10 protein-coding genes are annotated in these 19,560 nt (G+C 44.7%); 9 read left to right on the forward strand and 1 reads right to left on the reverse strand.

From position 1 onward, the window contains the following. The first annotated feature begins 8 nt into the window (after positions 1-8). The 9 genes from GJU82_RS01210 to GJU82_RS01250 all read left to right on the forward strand — a co-directional run bounded on the left by GJU82_RS01210 (position 9) and on the right by GJU82_RS01250 (position 18,712). Complete coding sequence (locus GJU82_RS01210) at positions 9-1,463, forward strand: glycoside hydrolase family 76 protein (RefSeq protein ID WP_153630482.1); 1,455 nt, start codon at positions 9-11, stop codon at positions 1,461-1,463. A 23-nt stretch (positions 1,464-1,486) separates the two neighbouring features. Then, entirely contained in the window at positions 1,487-4,657 is a 3,171-nt protein-coding gene (locus tag GJU82_RS01215) for a TonB-dependent receptor (RefSeq protein WP_153630483.1), read from the forward strand. A gap of 42 nt (positions 4,658-4,699) precedes the next feature. Then, positions 4,700-6,757, forward strand: a complete 2,058-nt coding sequence (locus tag GJU82_RS01220) for a RagB/SusD family nutrient uptake outer membrane protein (protein WP_153630484.1) — start codon at positions 4,700-4,702, stop codon at positions 6,755-6,757. Between the two features lie 35 nt (positions 6,758-6,792). Next, positions 6,793-7,608: a DUF3823 domain-containing protein gene (locus GJU82_RS01225; protein WP_153630485.1), complete on the forward strand. Its 816-nt coding sequence runs from the start codon at positions 6,793-6,795 to the stop codon at positions 7,606-7,608. 201 nt (positions 7,609-7,809) lie between these two features. Then, positions 7,810-9,990, forward strand: a complete 2,181-nt coding sequence (locus GJU82_RS01230; protein WP_153630486.1) for a hypothetical protein — start codon at positions 7,810-7,812, stop codon at positions 9,988-9,990. Positions 9,991-10,521: 531 nt separating this feature from the next. Next, a complete protein-coding gene (locus tag GJU82_RS01235) occupies positions 10,522-13,035 on the forward strand; it encodes a glutaminase family protein (RefSeq protein ID WP_228488515.1) in 2,514 nt (837 codons plus the stop codon). Positions 13,036-13,166: 131 nt separating this feature from the next. Continuing rightward, positions 13,167-16,406: a glycoside hydrolase family 38 C-terminal domain-containing protein gene (locus GJU82_RS01240; protein ID WP_153630487.1), complete on the forward strand. Its 3,240-nt coding sequence runs from the start codon at positions 13,167-13,169 to the stop codon at positions 16,404-16,406. A 152-nt stretch (positions 16,407-16,558) separates the two neighbouring features. Further along, positions 16,559-17,494: an ROK family protein gene (locus tag GJU82_RS01245; RefSeq protein WP_153630488.1), complete on the forward strand. Its 936-nt coding sequence runs from the start codon at positions 16,559-16,561 to the stop codon at positions 17,492-17,494. A gap of 33 nt (positions 17,495-17,527) precedes the next feature. Next, positions 17,528-18,712, forward strand: a complete 1,185-nt coding sequence (locus GJU82_RS01250) for a sugar MFS transporter (RefSeq protein ID WP_153630489.1) — start codon at positions 17,528-17,530, stop codon at positions 18,710-18,712. Positions 18,713-18,922: 210 nt separating this feature from the next. Here the strand turns inward: GJU82_RS01250 and GJU82_RS01255 are convergent, their stop codons facing one another. Further along, a complete protein-coding gene (locus GJU82_RS01255; RefSeq protein ID WP_153630490.1) occupies positions 18,923-19,495 on the reverse strand; it encodes an RNA polymerase sigma factor in 573 nt (190 codons plus the stop codon). Between the last annotated feature and the right edge of the window lie 65 nt (positions 19,496-19,560).

The raw sequence follows: 19,560 nt of genomic DNA on the forward strand, positions 1-19,560 counted from the left end.
AAACTAGAATGAAAATTTTCAAAACTATTCTCGCTACATATGCCTTGGTTTTATTTTTAACCTCGGCGTGTAGTGAGACTACATCGGATAATGATCCGGATAATCCAAATCCTCCGGTGGAGGGGATAAACACACCCGAAGAAAATCTACAGCGAGCGATGGAGCTAACAGACAACGCCATTGAAGCCCATTTCACGGGGGCGGGAATGGCTATGGCCAGGTATTATAACCCTTACACTAAGGTTCGTTCCGAAGAGAAAGGAAGTGTCTGGATGTACACCAGTGCAATTGAGGCCGTTAATGCGATCCTCCATGGACTCGAAGCTCAAAAGGAAAACGGCGATGCAACGCTTTATAACGACAACTTTGACCATTACTCGGAATTGTTGCAGCAACTGTATGAAAACGCGGATTATTATCTCGGAACTTTTGAGTTGACATCTTATACCCAAACCAGGGAATGGTCGGTGTATGGTGTTAATCGTAATAACGCAAAAGGTTCTGCAGATGTGGGCGGGATTCAAAACGTTTACGACGACCAAATGTGGCTGATCCGTGAGTTAATTGAAGCCTACAAAAATACGGATAATGAGGAGTATTTGAAGAAAGCCGAATACCTGACCGAATATGTTCTGGACGGATGGGATTGTACCCTTGATGCCAACGGAAACGAAATTGGCGGTATTACCTGGGGGCCTGGTTACGTAACCAAACACTCGTGTAGCAACGGGCCAATGGTCAGCCCCCTGGTGTGGTTGTCTGAATTATATAAAAATAAGGCAGATGTGACTACTTCCCATTACATTGACTCTTCTGATAAAGTGACCCGCAAAACCAGGCAGATTAATAAAAGTGAGTATTACCTGGACTTTGCAAAGAAAATCTATGCCTGGCAGAAGAAATATTTACTACGGTCGGACGGGGTCTACAACGATATGATGGGAGGGTGTTCTCCCGGCAGTCCTGAAACCGAGATGGTGAACGGGACGGTATACCGTAAGGGTATTTCTTGCCGCGATCAGGTTGGACCAGCTATCAGCTACAACAGCGGAACAATGCTTTCGGGAGCTGCAGACTTGTACCGGGTTACCGGAGATGACCAGTATTTGACTGACGGAAGAAGACTGGCAGATGCAAGCTTTAGTTACTTCGCTAAACCCGGACAAACCGTATCCGGCTACTACACCTATGATATTAGCGGCTTTAACGACTGGTTCAACGGCGTGCTGATGCGGGGGTATGTTGCCCTTTTTCCAGCGTATGGCAATGTTGCAAATTACATTGATAGTTTCCAGAAAAATCTCGACTATGGGTATGAAAACTTCCTTTACAACGGGTTCCTTCCCACAAACTTGTTGGTAGGCTGGAGTTACGATAATAACAAAAACAACACTGAAGCCATGTTCAATTTTGCTTTTTCTGCTGAATATGCGGTACTATCCCGATATGAACTGGAGAAATAACACTAAACAAATTTAATATACTTATGACTGAAAATCGATACATAAAAGTTGCGCAATTTTTACGTCTGATCGTATTTGTCATGATTTTTATGCCTTTGGCATCATGGGCGCAGAATACCACGATATCGGGTATTGTTACCGACAGCAAAAGCGAGCCGATTATAGGTGCAACTGTGGCGGTTAAAAATACCACGATAGGAACTATTACCGATTCTAACGGAAAGTATACCATTGAAGCACCTCAAAATGCTACGTTGGTATACCGGTTTCTTGGCTTTATCACAAAAGAAGAAAGCGCTGACGGACGCTCCACTATCAACGTGACATTGCAGATGGATAAAAGAAACCTTGATGAAGTCGTTGTGGTTGGATATGGTACGCAAAGAAAAGTTACACTAACAGGAGCTGTGGCCAGTGTAAAAGGGGGAGATTTGCGTAAAACCAAAAATGAAAACCCGGAGAACATGTTGACTGGGAGGATTGCCGGGGTACGTGTTTGGCAAAAAAGCGCCGAGCCCGGTGCCTATAACAGCAACTTCGACATTCGTGGTTTAGGGGCCCCGCTGGTGGTTATCGACGGTGTTCCCCGCACAGTCGGTGAGTTTCAACGTTTGAACCCCAATGATATTGAAGACGTATCTGTTTTGAAAGATGCATCGGCAGCTATCTACGGTGTGCGAGCGGGTAATGGTGTTGTGCTTGTAACGACCAAGAAAGGTTCAAAAGGAGGAAAAGTGAAAGTATCTTATAATGGTTCTTACACCTTGCAGGAACCTTCGGGAATGCCGGTACTTGCAAATCCCTTCCAAACCATGACGCTTTACAACGAGAGGTCGATGAATAATATCAACGGGGGAACCATTATTTATACCGAACAGGATTTTGAAGATTTCCGCAATGGAACCCGTCGAGCGGCAGACTGGACCTCTTTGCTGTTTTCTGACTTTTCGCCGCAAACGCAACACGACGTAAGTATTAACGGAGGTACGGAAAAAACACAGTACTATGTTAGTATCGGGTACATGGATCAGGACGGTTTCTTTAAGTCAGGAGACCTGAATTATCATAAAATGAATTTACGTTCAAATATCAGTACGGAGATCTTAAAAGGGTTGAAGTTTGACCTGAACCTGAGCGGTATTGCTGACGAACGTAACAATCCTTATACCAGCGCAGTTGATATTATTCGCAATTACTGGAGGCAGGGTGTATTGTTCCCGGCTTACGCTGACCCGGAACAGACGATGCTTAGCTACGAAGGGCTAGACCTGGAGGAGAATACAGTTGCCGAAATGACTTCAGATATTTCAGGATACCGTAAATACGCTCAAAAATATTTCCAGTCATCGGCAGCGCTGAACTTCGACTTTGGTACCTTGTCGAATGCGTTGAAAGGATTGTCGGCCAAAGCCTTGTTTAGTTACGACTACCGCATGGACGACAATACTATTTTCCGTAAAGAATATTATCAATATGCATATAACAAATTAACTGATTCGTACGATGCAAAGTTGTACAATCCGAGTTCTCCCAACCAACTGAGACGCGAATTCTACAGCAAACAGCAAACGCTGGGACAATTTATCCTTAACTATAAACGTACTTTCAACGAAGTTCACAAGCTGAGCGGACTTGTCGGCTGGGAAACTCAAAAGCGCACTGGCGATAACTATTATGCACAACGCGACCTGGCTTTCGGAATGGAATATCTTTTCGCAGGTATCGACGAAAATCAGCTTGGGGGCATGCAAAGTGGTTCAAATGATATTTATGAGCTTTCCAATTCAGCTTTGATAGGGCGTTTGAACTATACCTTTGCAGACCGTTACATTGTTGAGGGACAATTCCGTTATGATGGTTCATCAAAATTTGCCCCGGGACACCAGTGGGGTTTTTTCCCTTCAGCATCTGTCGGCTGGCGTGTGTCGGAAGAGCCCTTCTTTAAATCGGTTTCACAACTTGAATTTGTTAATCAGTTGAAGCTGCGCGGTAGCTACGGAGTGCTGGGGGACGATGGAAGTGCAGAATACGGCTGGGTAAATGGCTATACCTATCCGGCTACCAGTGGTAACGCGGCAAAAGGGTATTATAACCAATATGCGCCAGGCTATATTTTCGGGAACCAGTTTGTTTATGGGGTGTCGCGATTGCCGATCCCTAATGAGTCCTATAGCTGGCTAACTTCGCATACATTGGATATCGGTGTTGACTTTGAAGGGTGGGACGGACTGTTTGGATTCTCATTCGACTACTTCGATCGTCACCGGAAAGGGATTTTTGCTCGTCGTGGCGCCGATTTGCCGACTGTTGTAGGTGCTACTGCCCCAATTGAGAATTTGGATAGCGACCGTCATTTTGGTATGGATCTGGAATTGACTCACCGAAATAAGATAGGCCATTTTGCTTACAGCGTAAAAGCGATTGCTACAGTTACCCGTCAAAAACATGAAATTGCTTCGGGACAGGGGCCTTATGCAAATTCTTATGACGAATGGCGCCACGATAACCTGACAAACCGTTATCAAGGCGTGCAATTCGGTTATGAATCGGCAGGACGTTTTGAAAACTGGAAAGATATTTGGTCATACGGCCTTTATAAAGAAAGAGATGTTTTGCCAGGTGATTACAAATACCTTGATTGGAACGGTGATGGTGAGATTAACGGATTGGATGAACATCCGTTCGCCTTCGATCAAACACCATGGATGAACTTTAGTTTGAGCTATGAGTGTTCATACAAAAACTTTGATATGAACTTTCTCCTGCAAGGGTCGGCACTTGGTTCCATGGAATATAAAGAACCATTGTATTCCATTTGGGGAAGCAATGGCGGCGGTACCCTGGTACAATACCTGGATCGTTGGCATCCGGTTGATCCGATGGCAGACCCTTACGCCCCTGAAACAAAATGGACAACCGGGTATTATGGCTTCACCGGACACTATCCAATTGGTAATTCGGAATTCAACCGGGTGAGTACAGCGTACTTGCGCTTGAAGAGTATTGAATTTGGCTATACCCTTCCCAGGGTGAATGCATTATCGTCGATGAATATGCGCGTATTTGTCAATGCTTACAACCTGTTTACCATAACAGGGGTGAAGTTTGTCGATCCTGAACATCCGGACAGCGACCTTGGACGGATGTACCCGCTGAGTAAGACGTATACCATGGGGGTGTCTGTGTCATTTTAATAATTGAATTCAAAACTTATGAATTATAAATCAGATTATAATATGAAAAGGATATTAATATTATCACTGATCGCCTTGATATTCTCCTCTGCTTGCACGAAGTTGGATATTGCACCCAAAAATATCGTTAGCGACAATGATCTCCTGACAAATGAATCTGGTATGGAGATTTATTTGGCACGGATGTACAGCCATATGCCCTTTGAGGATTTTAAGTACATGGCTCAGTGGGGGATCAATTTTAACTCGTGGTTAGGGGCAATAGGGATTTCCGGAACAGGGGAAGCGTTGAACCGGGACGGAATTTGTACCGCCTTTACCGGAGAGAACACTCCCTATTGGGGGCAGGCCTTCACCTTATTGCGAGATGCCAACTATCTGATTGAGACTTTACCAGATTACAAAAGTTCCTACCCGGAAGTGATGTACAACCATTATTTGGGTGAAGCATATTTTGTACGGGCTACCGTGTTTTATGCAATGGCAAGACGTTTTGGAGGAGTACCGCTGGTCACCCATGTAATCCCTTATCTTGCAGAACAGGACAAATTGGAAGTACCACGCTCCTCGGAAGAAGAAACCTGGGACCAGGTTCTTGCCGACTTCGATCAGTCAGTTGCTTTGTTGCAGCCAAACAGCCCCAAGACCGGATATGCAAACAAATATGTTGCGTTGTCTTTCAAATCGGAAGCAATGTTGTACGCCGGTAGTGTTGCCAAATACAACGAAACTGTAGCAGGCCGTTTAACCGGGTTTGGACAGAAAACAGGCGTTCGCGTAATTGGTTTTGCAGAAGATTCCTGGCAAGCTGCTTCGAAAAAATATTTCAGGGAGGCCTATCTGGCTGCTCAGGAAGTGATAAAAAGTGGAAAATATGCTCTTTACATGAAAAAGTGGGCAGCCAACGATCCGGAGGCACAATATCAAAACATGGTCGACATGTTCAGCGATGAGGACAGCCCTGAAAATATCTATGTAAAAGAATACACTTACCCCACAATGACTCACGGGTTCGACGCGTACAGTGCCCCTTTTATCTTTAAAGCGCCTTTGGCATCAGGAACTTGTCCAACGCTTGATCTTATGGAATTGTATGACGGTTTCGATCGTTATAGTGATGGAACAATCCGGGTAACAGACGGGACATCGAACACGGATGGTGACTACCTGATGTATGATTCGCCGTTGGATTTTTTTAAAGATGCTGAGCCGCGTCTACGTGCTTATGTGATTTTTCCGGGTGACATGTTTAAAGGTAAGAAAATTGAAATTCGTGCCGGAATATATACGGGGTCCGAGCCAATTAAGCCTTTATTTAACGATTACTCTTACCAGGCAGCTGAAACACGCTATCAGAATCTGGATGCCTATAAGGGAGACCCAAAAACGTTGTACCTAAGTCCAAGGGAAGGTAACGGTCAGGAGATTGTTGATTACAATGGTGCCGAAATGACCGCTGCCGGGGCCAATGGCCCTTTCTATAACAACGGCGAAGGTTGCCTTACCGGATTGTATGACCGTAAGTGGCTGAATCCCGATCCTTCTTTCGAAGCTGGTGAAGGAAAATCCGATCAACATTTCATCCTGATGCGTTATGCCGAAGTATTGTTGAATGCTGCTGAGGCTGCGGTAGAGCTTTCGTTGGGCGGAGAATCTTCACCTGATGGAGATGACTTGATGCAGGTAGCTACTGATGCAGTTAACAGTATCCGTGAAAGAGCCGGGGCCAGTTTGCTTAACGGTAGTATCACTCCTGACGTAGCCGGGCGTAACATCGTTCGTAAAGAACGTCGTAAAGAATTGGCTTTAGAGCATAAGACCAAATGGGACCTGCGTCGCTGGCGGGTTGAACACTACGAAGGACGTGATGGCTTCTGGGGCGAAAAGAGGGACAAGAATCTGTTCAGTAACAATGCCCGGTATCGGTTCCGCGGATTGTATCCGTTTTTCTCCACCGAAAGTGGAAAATACTTCTTCGATGCCCATTTTCAATGGGTAAGCCTGAAAACGTTCGAGTATAATATTGTTGACTACTATTTTGCGATTCCGGGTGGAGAGGTAGCAAAAAGTCCGGTAATCGATCAGCAACCGAATAGATAATGAATTTTGCGATTAAATGTAAGACGACACAGGATATGAAAAAAATAGCATTTTATATATTATCGTTAACGCTGTTTTCGTTCACTTCATGCAGCATGTTTGAACTGGACAACTATGCAGCACCGTCAGAAACCCTGCAAGGAGAAGTTGTGGATGCGGCTACGGGTGAACCAGTGCTTACCGATCAGGGAAGCGAAGGGATCACTGTGCGTTTGACCGAACTTAGTTATGGCGATAATGTGAGCCATAACCCTGATTTTAATTGTATGCCCGACGGGACTTTCCAAAATACGAAACTGTTTAAAGGGACATACAACGTCAATCTTTTTGGACCTTTTATCCCATTGGTCCGGGAAGACAACCGTGGTGTTCCGTTAGCGGATGAAACACAAACGATCAATATTGAAGGCATTACGAAAGTAAAATTCGAAGTTCAACCTTTTCTGAAAGTAGAATGGGTAAGCGAACCGGTTGTAACCAATGGTAAAATTACAGCAAAAGTACGTGTTACAAGGGGCGTATCGGAAGAAGATTTTCGTTCCAAAATCGAACCAATGGGCAGTTATAGCAATAGCTTCCTGAATGTGACCGATATTCAATTGTTTGTTAGCTATTCTTCGTCGGTCGGGTACCGTGCCCGCGACGATCGATGGTCAAGTAAGATTGAATATTCCGGTTCGGAGTTTAACTCGCTATTGGGTGAAACAATTACCATTGAATCCAACGGGACAATTCCTTCCGGTCGGGTTGTATTTGTTCGTGCTGCTGCACGTATCAACTACGATACCCCCAGGGGAAGTGGTACAAGGCGTTGGAACTACAACGCACCTGAGGAAGTTATGATTCCTTAAAACAGAAAGGCCAGAGGTTTAAAGTCATCTTTTTAGAAGGTGGCTTTAAACTTTTATATCTTGGTCGATAATCAACCAAAATTTGATATGGAACATCACTTTTCCCCCGCGTTGGCTCAGTTGAGATTGGTACGAATATTCAGGGAGCCTTACCTCCTTCTTTTTTTCCTTAGGCCATGAACTGTCAAAAAATGATTAACAATGAGAAAGCTACTAGTCATCTGTTTTGTTGCGCTTACGGGGCAGCTGTTTGCGCAAAGCAATGATCCGGTTAAAACAACTTTTCAGACTTCTCGTGAGTGGATGCCTGCGATTGATGTAAGAGCCGATGCTGTTATGGTATATGGCGTTGGGGGAAATCCTTCCGACAGATCGAAAAGGATTCCTTTTGAAGAGCGGGTGCAATCGTGGAGGGATCATGGTTATGTCGCTCATTTTATGACGGGTATCGCCTGGGGCGAATACCAGGACTATTTTACAGGAGAATGGGACGGGAAAAGGCATCTGGACGAAGGTCAGGTGCAACAAAATGGTGATACCATTTGGCACGGCCACATGGTTCCATATATTGTTCCTTCCGAAAACTATTTGAAGTACCTAAAAGAGAAACATGTAAAAAGGGTAATCGATGCTGGTGTTAATGCAATTTTCATGGAAGAGCCCGAATTCTGGGCCCGTGCAGGATACAGCGAAGCGTTTAAGCGGGAATGGAAAGCTTTCTATGGATTCGACTGGAGGCCACAGGACAAATCCCCGGAAAACACCTACCTGGCAAACAAGTTGAAATATCATTTGTATTACCGCGCGCTGAATGAGGTGTTTACTTATGCAAAAGAGTATGGGAAAAGTAAAGGAATGGATGTGAAATGTTACGTCCCAACCCATTCGCTGGTGAATTATTCGCAATGGAAAATTGTTAGTCCGGAAGCCAGTTTGGCTTCTTTGCCTTGTGTGGATGGTTACATCGCACAGGTTTGGACTGGTACTTCGCGCGAACCCAACTACTTTAACGGAAAAGCAAAAGAACGGGTATTTGAAACAGCTTTTCTGGAATATGGCTCTATGGTATCGATGACCGCTCCCACACATCGCAAGTTGTTTCTTTTAACTGATCCTGTTGAGGATTGGCCCAGAAACTGGCAGGATTACAAACAGAATTATGAGGCAACATTTACGGCAGAATTGCTGTACCCCACGGTTAATAACTACGAAGTAATGCCTTGGCCGGAAAGAATATATACCCGTCCTTACCGGTTGGCCGGAAGCGACAAGGAGGTGCTGATCCCGAGGTATTATTCAACACAAATGCAGGTAATGATAAACGCATTAAATAAAATGCCTGTTTCAAATCATGCCGTTAGCGGTTCTCAGGGAATCTCTATCCTAATGAGCAATTCACTGATGTTTCAGCAGTTTCCGGAACATGATGGCTATCGAGATCCCCGTTTTTCCAATTTCTACGGACAAACTTTACCCTTGTTAAAGAGAGGAGTGCCGGTCGGAATATCCCACATGGAAAACCTGTGCTACCCGGAAGCACTTAAAAATACCAAGGTGCTAATTATGAGTTACTCTAACATGAAACCAGTGTCTGGGGAAGGCCATGATTATCTGGCCAATTGGGTTCAAAATGGAGGTGTGTTAATTTATTGTGGTCGGGATGACGATCCGTATCAATCCGTTGAAGAGTGGTGGAATACGGAGGGGAATAGATACAAAGCGCCGTCTGAAGATTTGTTCGTAAAAATGGGGCTCAATCCTGATTTGCTTGCTGGTCAATATACTGTGGGAAAAGGGGTGGTGTATGTCATCCGGGAAGACCCTAAAGAATTTGTTCTGAAAAAAGGGGGAGATGCGTCATTCATCCATATTGTTAAGGATGCGTACGAAGAGTCTGCTCATGCAGGTAAATTAGTATTTAAAAATAGTTTTTACCTGGAGCGTGGCCCCTATGATATCATCTTTGTGACGGATGAAGGAGTAGATGCCAGTCCTTTTTCAATTCATGGATCTTTTATCGATTTATATGATTCAAAGCTACCGGTTTTAAAAACGAAAACAGTTCAACCTGGCAGGGAGGCCCTTCTATTTGATCTTCGCCGGGTGAAAAGCAAAAGGAATCCACAGGTTTTAGCTGCAGCTGCGCGGGTTTATGACGAAACGACAAAAGCGGAACAGTACTCATTTGTCGTCAAAAGTCCACTAAAAACAACAAACAGTATGCGGATCCTTTTACCAAAAAAACCCAGGAAAGTTCAGGTGCAGGATGCCGGAGGAGATGAGCTTCCGGATGTTCGAACTTCATGGGATAATCAATCACACACATACTGGATGGGATTTGAAAACAGCCCCGATGGTATTATGGTGAAGATAGAATGGTAAACTTTATTGTTGAATGTAAAATTCAATAAATACTTTTCATATTAAATGATAAAACATAACTTTACGGCTGACACAACATAGCGTCTCTGATATTCGAAATATTTTCCTGATGAATATTAGATTGGGTTTCGCGGGCCCGGAGACGTCAACGCTATCGCTTTTAGCAGAAAGACTGAATTTAAAGTCGGAATGTTTGCGCTGGTAAATTCTTTGACTATTGTCGTACACTTGTTGTTCATCCTCTATTGTTCCCCAAAATAAAATTTGATATCTGACAGACGTGAATCTCCTGCTTCGGCTTGTGAGATTGCCATCTGAATGAGAAATGGGGCCTGGCGCCCGACACAGTGTCTGAGTGATATCGCGTTCGAATTAACTAAGATTGTCACTCTTCCCGATGAGGAAAAACGTAGGATGCTTAGTCCTTAAGGTATTGCAATAGAGAAGAATGAGAAGATGATTTTTCTGAAGATGGCATTGTAGATGTAGAAATGTGAAGAATTAGAGACTTAATAATGTAAACCAAACGAAATGATGAGAACACCGACTTTGTACCTGTTCACAGGAATACTTTTTTTTCTTTTTTCCTGTACGCAGTCGCATGTAAAGCTAAATGAGACCAGCGCTGTTTCCTTCCGTGCCCCGGCATACCCGTTGATCACGGTTGATCCATATACCAGTGCATGGAGTGAAACGGATACCCTGTTTAGTAGCCCCGTGAAACATTGGACGGGTAAGATACATTCATTGATCGGCGCCATTCGGGTCGACGGGGACGTTTATCGTTTTATGGGCAAGGAAAATATCCCGCTGAAAACGCTGGTTCCGATGGCTGGAGAAGAAGCCTGGCAAGGGAAATACACCACCCAAACACCTGTAAAAAACTGGAAGACATCTGGTTTTAATGACCTCAACTGGAAAAGCGGGAAAGCTGCTTTTGGCACCTCGGGAATGAAAGCCATTGGTACCGAATGGAACACCAAAGAAATCTGGGTAAGACGCGAATTTTCCACTCCGAAAATGGTAGCAGACGCGAACCTCTATTTGATTTATTCACACGACGATGATTTTGAACTTTACCTGAACGGGAAAGAGATCGTCAATACGGGTCATTCGGCAAAAAATGATGTACTATTAAAAATTGATCCGAACTTGTTGAATAAAGACGGCAAAAATGTACTGGCCGGGCATTGCACGAACACCGGCGGATTGGCATATGTCGATTTCGGACTCTACACCGACGGTGACCAAAAAGAAGTTTTTACCCGGACTGCGAAACAAAACAGTGTTTCGCTTTCCGCGACTCAAACGCACTACAGCTTCACCGCCGGACCGGTTAATCTGGATGTTCAGTTTGTAGCACCGTTTTTGCCTAACGACCTGGACCTGCTTTCCCGCCCGATCGACTATATCAACTACCAGGTGACTTCGGACGACGGAGCGAAACATAATGTTCAGCTTTACTTTGAAATTACGCCGCAGTGGGCAGTAAATGATGTGAGCCAGGAGGTTCAGGTCAGCAAAGGTGAAACCGGTAACATTGATTATATCAAAGCCGGAACCACAGAACAGCCTATTCTGAAAAAGAAAGGCGATAACGTGCGCATCGATTGGGGATATGTCTATCTGGCTGCCGGTAAAAGTGAAAACTGCTCGGTCGCACTTGGGAACTATTTTGATACCAAAACAGCTTTTGCCGAAAACGGGAAAGTACCTTCCGGACAAAACGAACTAACAGCAAAAATGAACCGGTCAATGCCGGCCATGGCTTTTGTGGAAAACCTGGGGCAGATTTCCAAAAAGACTTCGGATGGTTATGTAATGATCGGTTATAACGATATCGAATCGATCCAGTATTTTGGCACTAATCTGAAGGCCTGGTGGACGCACAACGGTACAATCACTTTTAACGATGCTCTGCAGTCTGCCGCAAAAGAACACGACCAGGTGGTCGAACGTTGTGACCAGTTTGATAATAAGCTCTGGAAAGAAACTCTTGCTGCCGGCGGAAAGAAATACGCCGATTTGTGCGTATTGGCTTACAGGCAGTCGATCGCTGCTCACAAACTGGTGAAAGATCCGAACGGAAACATTCTTTTCCTGTCGAAAGAGAACTTCAGCAACGGTTCGATCGGGACGGTTGACGTTACTTACCCCTCTGCCCCCTTGTTTCTGTACTATAACCCCGATTTGTTGAAGGGCATGCTGAACCCGATATTCTATTATTCGGAAAGCGGTAAATGGACGAAGCCGTTTGCGGCACACGATGTGGGCACTTATCCGAAAGCCAACGGACAGACTTATGGAGGAGACATGCCGGTGGAAGAATGTGGCAACATGATCATCCTGACAACAGCTATTGCCAGGATGGAAGGCAATGCCGATTATGCAGCCAAACACTGGAATGTGCTGACTACCTGGGCGAACTATCTGCTTGAAAACGGACTCGATCCGGAAAACCAGTTATGTACTGACGATTTTGCCGGGCATTTTGCTCATAACACGAACCTGTCGATTAAAGCCATCATGGGCATAGAAGGATACGGTAAACTGGCTGAGATGTTGGGCAAAACTGATATTGCTAAGAAATACACATCAGCAGCCAAAGAGATGGCCCAAAGATGGCAAACGATGGCTAATGACGGTGATCATTACCGGCTGACGTTTGACAAGCCCGGAACCTGGAGCCAGAAATATAATTTGGTGTGGGACAAGTTGCTCGAGTTTAATATTTTCCCAAAGGAAGTAGCGAAGAAGGAAATTGCATACTACCTGACCAAACAAAACAAGTACGGTTTGCCGCTTGACAACCGGAAAACCTATACGAAAGCCGACTGGATTGTCTGGACAGCAACTTTAGCAGATAACCAGGCCGATTTCGAACAATTTATAGACCGCCTGCACCGGTTTGTAACAGAAACTCCCGACCGGGTTCCGATGACCGACTGGTACGAAACGACCAACGCTAAGCAGGTCGGATTTCAGGCTCGTTCGGTTGTGGGCGGGTATTTTATTAAAATGCTGGAAAAAGAAACACCAAAGTAACCTATCGCATAGGTTTTGAAGAATATCTAATATCCTAATTAAAATCAGAGAGTAAACCAAATATCCCCGTCGGAAATGGCAATCCGGCGGGGCTTTACTCCTGTTTAAAATCAATCAAAAATTAACAAACAATGAAAATCAGGTTAAGTATGTTTTTGGCGGGAGTTCTGTTTTCCGTCTTTGGCTATGCCCAGCCTCTGCAAAGAAGGGCGCCATATGATATTAATAAGGACAAAGTGTTGTATACCATCGGTTATGCACATTTGGATACTGAATGGAACTGGGATTATCCGGCGACCATCAATGAATATATCCGAAATATAATGACGGAAAATTTTCATCTGTTTGAGCGGTATCCTGATTATGTTTTCAATTTTACAGGCTCCCGGCGCTACGAAATGATGAAGGAGTATTATCCTGAGCTTTATGAGAAGGTCCGGAGCTACATTCACCAGGGACGGTGGTATGTTTCGGGTTCATCGGTGGACGAAGGTGAGGTGAATATCTCTTCTTCCGAATCGCTGATCCGACAGGTACTATACGGGAATAACTACTTCCGCAAAGAGTTTGGAGAGGAGAGTGTAGACTATATGTTGCCTGACTGCTTCGGATTTGTAGCTAATCTTCCCAGCGTTCTTCATCACTGTGGTTTGCTTGGTTTTTCAACTCAAAAATTGACATGGCACTCAGCAGCTGGTATTCCTTTTAATGTGGGCGTGTGGAATGGTCCTGATGACAAAGGGGTTGTTGCTGCGTTAAATGCCACCACGTACATTGGTCATGTCGTTTCCAGGCTGGACAGGGATAGCAGTTGGAATGCCCGGTTAAACAAGGATAAGGAAAATTATGGTATTTCCTTTGATTATCGCTATTATGGTGTAGGAGATCAAGGGGGGGCCCCGCGGGAGCGGGATGTGAAAAATGCTGTTGGCAGCTTGAACCAAACTGACAGTAAACTTCAGGTGGTGCTGACCTCTTCAGACCAAATGTATAAGGATATTACTCCTGAAATCCGAAAAAAATTACCCCGGTACAGCGGAGATCTCTTACTGACCGAGCACAGTGCCGGTTCGCTAACCTCTCAGGCCTACATGAAACGCATGAACCGAAAAAATGAGCTGCTCGCCAGGGCTGCTGAGCCTTTGGCAGCAGTGGCAGATCATACTCATCTGGCCAGTTATCCGTTCAGAAAGCTAAATGCCTCCTGGGAACTGGTATTGGGAAGCCAGTTTCACGATATTCTTCCCGGAACCTCCATTCCGAAAGCTTACGAATACGCCTGGAACGATGAATTTATTGCCGCTAATGGCTTTGCAGGTGTATTGAAAAATTCGATCGAAGAATTAAGCAACCGAATGAATACGGAAGTGAAAGGTCGTCCGGTTGTTGTATACAATCCGGTTGCCCACAGTCGGGAAGATGTTGTTACGGCTAGTTTGACCTACGAAAAGATGCCGGCAAATGTGCAGGTATTCGATCGAAGAGGAAAAGCAGTTCCTACACAGATAGAGAGTTGTGAAGGGCATGTAATGAAGATTTTGTTTCTGGCAAAAGTTCCTTCGGTAGGATTGGCTGTTTTCGATATTCGGGAAGCTAAAAAAACGGAGAATGTTTCTCACAGTCTGAAGGCAACTGAGCGCACGCTTGAGAATTCGTATTATAAGGTAACACTGGGAGATAACGGCGATGTCGCTAGTATTTTTGACAAAAAAGCCCGGAAAGAGTTACTGGCATCTCCGGCCCGGCTGGAATTCCTGCACGAGGCTCCCGCCGAATGGCCTTCATGGAATATGGACTGGAAAGATCGGCAAAAATCACCGGTAGGCTATATGGATAAGTCCGCAACTGTGAGAGTGGTTGAGAACGGACCCGTTCGTGTGGCTGTTGAAGTGACCCGTAAAGGACGTAATTCTTCCATCAGTCAGGTGATTAGTCTTTCTTCTGGAGAAGCAGGAAAACGAGTGGAAGTCTCGAATACAGCTGATTGGCAATCGAAGGGAGTGAGCTTGAAAGCTGCTTTCCCGTTAACGGTCAGTAACCCGAAGGCCACCTATAACCTGGGCCTGGGAACCATTAAACGTGGTAACAATAATCACTTGAAATATGAGGTTCCATCAAAAAAATGGTTCGATCTGACTGATAAAAGTGGCGATTATGGCATAACAATACTGGAAGATTGTAAATATGGCTCGGACAAGCCTTCGGATAACACCCTTCGTTTAACCTTGCTGTTCACTCCAGAGGTCAATTCCCGGTGGAATTGGTGTCGTTATCAGGATACTCAGGATTGGGGAGTGCAGAAGTTTCGGTATGGCCTTTACGGGCACAAGGGGGGCTGGCAGCAAGGTCAGTCCGCCTGGCAGGGGAAATACTTTAACCAGCCTTTGATGGCTTTTGAAGTACCCGGACATACTGGGGCATGGAGCAAAAATGTATCATTTCTTTCTTTGAGTACGCCGCAAGCCGGGGTTATGGCTTTTAAAAAGATGGAACACAGCGATTACTACCTGGTTCGGTTGAATGAATTATCTGGCAAAGAGCTGAAAAAGGCCCAGGTTTTATTCCATGGAAAAATTGCGGACGCTTACGAGGTGGATGGTCAGGAACGCAAAATTGGCTCAGCTGACTTTTCTGGAAACCGGTTGGATTTTTCATTGACTCACGATGCCGTTTGCAGTTACGCAGTCAGATTGGTGCCGGATGGTATATCTGGTTCAGTGAAGCAGGTTCAGGTAGAGCTGCCTTATAACGAGGATGTGATGAGTTTTGATGATAACCGTGACGATGGCAATTTTGCCTGGCGGTCAAGTTTACCTGCTGAAATGGTTCCTGGCGTTATCAATAGCGAAGGAATTCAGTTTTTTACAGGGGGTAAGGATGATGGCATGAATAACGCTGTTAGTTGTAAAGGACAAGAAATCGAATTACCCGGGGGACAGTTTGAGCGAATTTGTATTCTCGCTGCAGCGACACAGGATACACGCGGAAATTTTATGGCCGGGGATGAAGTTCATTCGCTGAATATCCAGGGATGGTCTGGTTACATAGGCCAGTTTTATCATCGAAACTTTGCCGACGATGGACACACGGTTAAATCGATAGACGACCCGTATGTGAAGCGAGATGATATCGCCTGGTTTGCTTCACACCGTCATCAGGCTTATCCGTCAAAGAATCTCGCCTACCAATACTGTTATCTGTATCAATATGAACTAAAGGTACCGACAGGTACCCGGAGCATCAAGTTACCGGATAACGATAAAATTAAGGTGCTGGCGATAACAGCGGTTGATGGATCCGGAGGTGCAGCAAAACCATTGCATCCTTTATATGATGATTTTCACGATGCAAAAGCTGTGACAATTCGTTAGGGTACAACCGTTGAATTGAATCAGCATTCCGGGTACGGGGCGAAATAGATATATTCTTTTTGGCTTCGTATCCGGAATTAACTTCCCACGAATTTCAGGTGGAAATCGATTTGAATAGAGAGAAAGCATGCAAAAAAAGAATTTAAAACATTATGAAAAGATATGCGATCGGCGCTGATATTGGTGGAAGTCATATCAATTGCGCCCTAGTAGACTTGGTTAAAGGATGCATTGTGGATACGAACCGCTCGGAGCGGAAAATCGATAATCAGGCTTCGGACAATGACATTTTGGAGGGGTGGGAAAATGCTTTGAATCAGATTGTTATTGGTCTTGATCCGGACTGTCTGTCTGGAATAGGTTTTGCCATGCCTGGTCCGTTTGCCTATGACAAAGGGGTTGCCCTGTTCGAAAAGGTGGCCAAGTTCGAAAATCTCTATGGGGTAAATGTACAACAGGAGCTAGCTGCCCGTTTGGAATTACCGGTGGAAGTTTCCTTGCGGTTTATGAATGATGCTTCTGCATTTGCGGTAGGCGAAGCCTGGCAGGGGCAAGCCATGGGAACGGCAAAAAGTGTTTCGGTCACTCTCGGAACTGGTTTTGGGTCGGCTTTCGTATCTGACGGAGTTCCGGTCGTGGAAGCAGAGGGAGTTCCGGAGATGGGCTGTGTCTGGCATCTTCCCTTCATGGGGGGTATTGCTGACGATTACTTCTCTACCCGGTGGTTCGTTGCCCGTTGGGCTGCTATCTCCGGGGAAATAATTACCGGCGTGAAAGATGTCGCTGACCGGGCTGTTGCGGGACAGGTAGAAGCGAAAGAGCTGTTTATGGAGTTTGGTTCCAATCTGGGCGTTTTTCTGGGACCGTGGCTGAGAGATTTTGAGGCCGAAACCCTGGTTATTGGAGGTAATGTTATGGGAGCCTGGCCGCTTTTTGGACCGGCTTTCAAAGCAGAACTATCATCACTTAAGGTTGAGACGAATGTCGTTTCTTCGGGACTTAAGGAAGATGCAGCGATTATCGGGTGCGCCCGTATGCTTGATCCAGCTTATTGGCGGCACATTGAACCAGTGTTGTCGAAAATGTGAATTATCGGATTATCTATTTAATAAAACAACAAAATGCAAACGCAAAAGAACAAATATATACATGTATTGCCCGTACTGTTCGGCTTCTTTGTGATGGGCTTCTGTGATGTGGTTGGTATTACCTCGGCGCACGTGAAAGTGGATCTGCTGAGTGATTACAGCCCTGAGTTCCGGGATACCTTGTCAAACCTGATTCCGGTGGCTTTATTTTCTATGTTCCTGATATTTTCAGTTCCTACCGGGATATTAATGAATAAAATAGGACGGAAGAAAACGGTTGTCCTTAGTAATGTGTTGACAATCATCGCTATGTTTTTGCCATTGGTTGACTACACTTTTGTGATGTCGTTGATAGCATTCGCCTTGTTGGGAATAGCCAATACCATATTGCAGGTATCGTTGAACCCTTTGTTGACTAACGTTGTAAAAGGAGATAAGCTGACGAGTAGCCTGACAGCAGGTCAGTTTGTGAAAGCTACTTCTTCATTCAGTGCACCTTTTATCGCAGCTTTCGCTGCTACTGCTCTGGGAAGCTGGCGGTATATCTTCCCAATTTATGCCGTTATTACTCTATTGTCTACTGTTTGGTTGCTGGCTACTCCTATCAGAGAATCTTCAGCGGAGGCACAAGTGAATACATTTGGCAGTGTGATGGGAATTTTGAAAGACCGGACCATTCTGTTGCTTTTTCTGGGGATTCTTTTCGTGGTAGGCGTCGACGTAGGAATCAACACGGCTTCCTCAAAAATTTTGATGGAGCGGGGAGGATTGACTGCTATCAAAGCGGGATACGGACCAAGTGTTTATTTTGCATTCCGTACGCTGGGAACCTTCCTGGGGGCATTCTTACTGGCACGTTACTCTTCAGAGAAGTTTTTTAAATGGAATATCATCATAGCGGCATTGGCATTATTTGCACTGATTTTTGCCGGAAATGAGGCGTTGATCTTTAGTCTCTTTGCTATTGTGGGATTTACAATTGCCAATATTTTTCCAATCATTTTTGGAATGGCTATCCAATCGCGTCCCGATAAAGCCAATGAGATTTCCGGACTGATGATTACCGGAGTGTTTGGCGGAGCTGTGATTCCTTTTTTCATGGGCTTGTTGTCCGATACCATTGGTTCGCAGGTGGGAGCAGTAATGGTGATTTTGGCTAGTGCGCTTTACCTGGTTTATGTAGCTTTTGCTTTACACCGAAAGATTTCGGTGGCGTAATTGTGAAAACACTAAAAGGGAATTCTTCATTGACATCTGAGTAAAAGCAATGGAATTCCCTTTGTTATTTATTCCTTTTCGGTATGAAAAGGGCTGTAGGATATAGCCAATCGTATTGATTTGTATGGAAAGAAGGTCGTATTAGTACCGGCGAAGAGGGTGGATTATTCGCAAGGGATTGCTTAGTTGAAAATCGATTGAAGATATTCTTCAGCGGATGAACAATTCGTAAAATAACAGGGCAATTATACCATAGTTCCCCAGATTTTCTTTCAGAAAACGACGGGCTTTGGTAATGTGGCGTTCAACCGTTTTTATCGAAATATCCAGTTCTTCTGCAATTGCTTTGTTGGTATATCCTTTTTCCTTACTAAGGATGTAAACTTTTTTTTGTTGTGCTGGTAATTGGGTGATTAAGCTACTTACCTTCTCAGACAACAACGCATAATCGACTTGGGTTTCGGTGTCAGAATGATTGTCTATGACCAGGTATTTTAGATGATCGAGGTACTCCTTTTCGATTATTTTCTTTCGAAATGTTGATACAACGATGTTTTTGGTTACCGTAAAAAGAAAAGCTTCGAATTTGGTGCTTTCTTCTAAATCTTTTCGGTTATTCCAGAGACGAACGAACACCTCCTGGACGATGTCCCTGGCTTCAGCATCTGATTTTAGGTACCCGAGTGCGAAACGATAAAGTTTGTTGCTGTACCGGTCATATAATTCGTTAATCGCGATCTTCTCACCAGCCTTAAAACGTTTTATTAATTTAATGTCATCCATGGTTTAGTTGGCTTCAACGAATATGACTGTCGTAAAACTACAAAAAATGTTTTCTTTCCTGTATT

Origin of the sequence: Prolixibacter sp. SD074 (assembly GCF_009617895.1) — a bacterium.
Classification (GTDB): Bacteria; Bacteroidota; Bacteroidia; order Bacteroidales; family Prolixibacteraceae; genus Prolixibacter.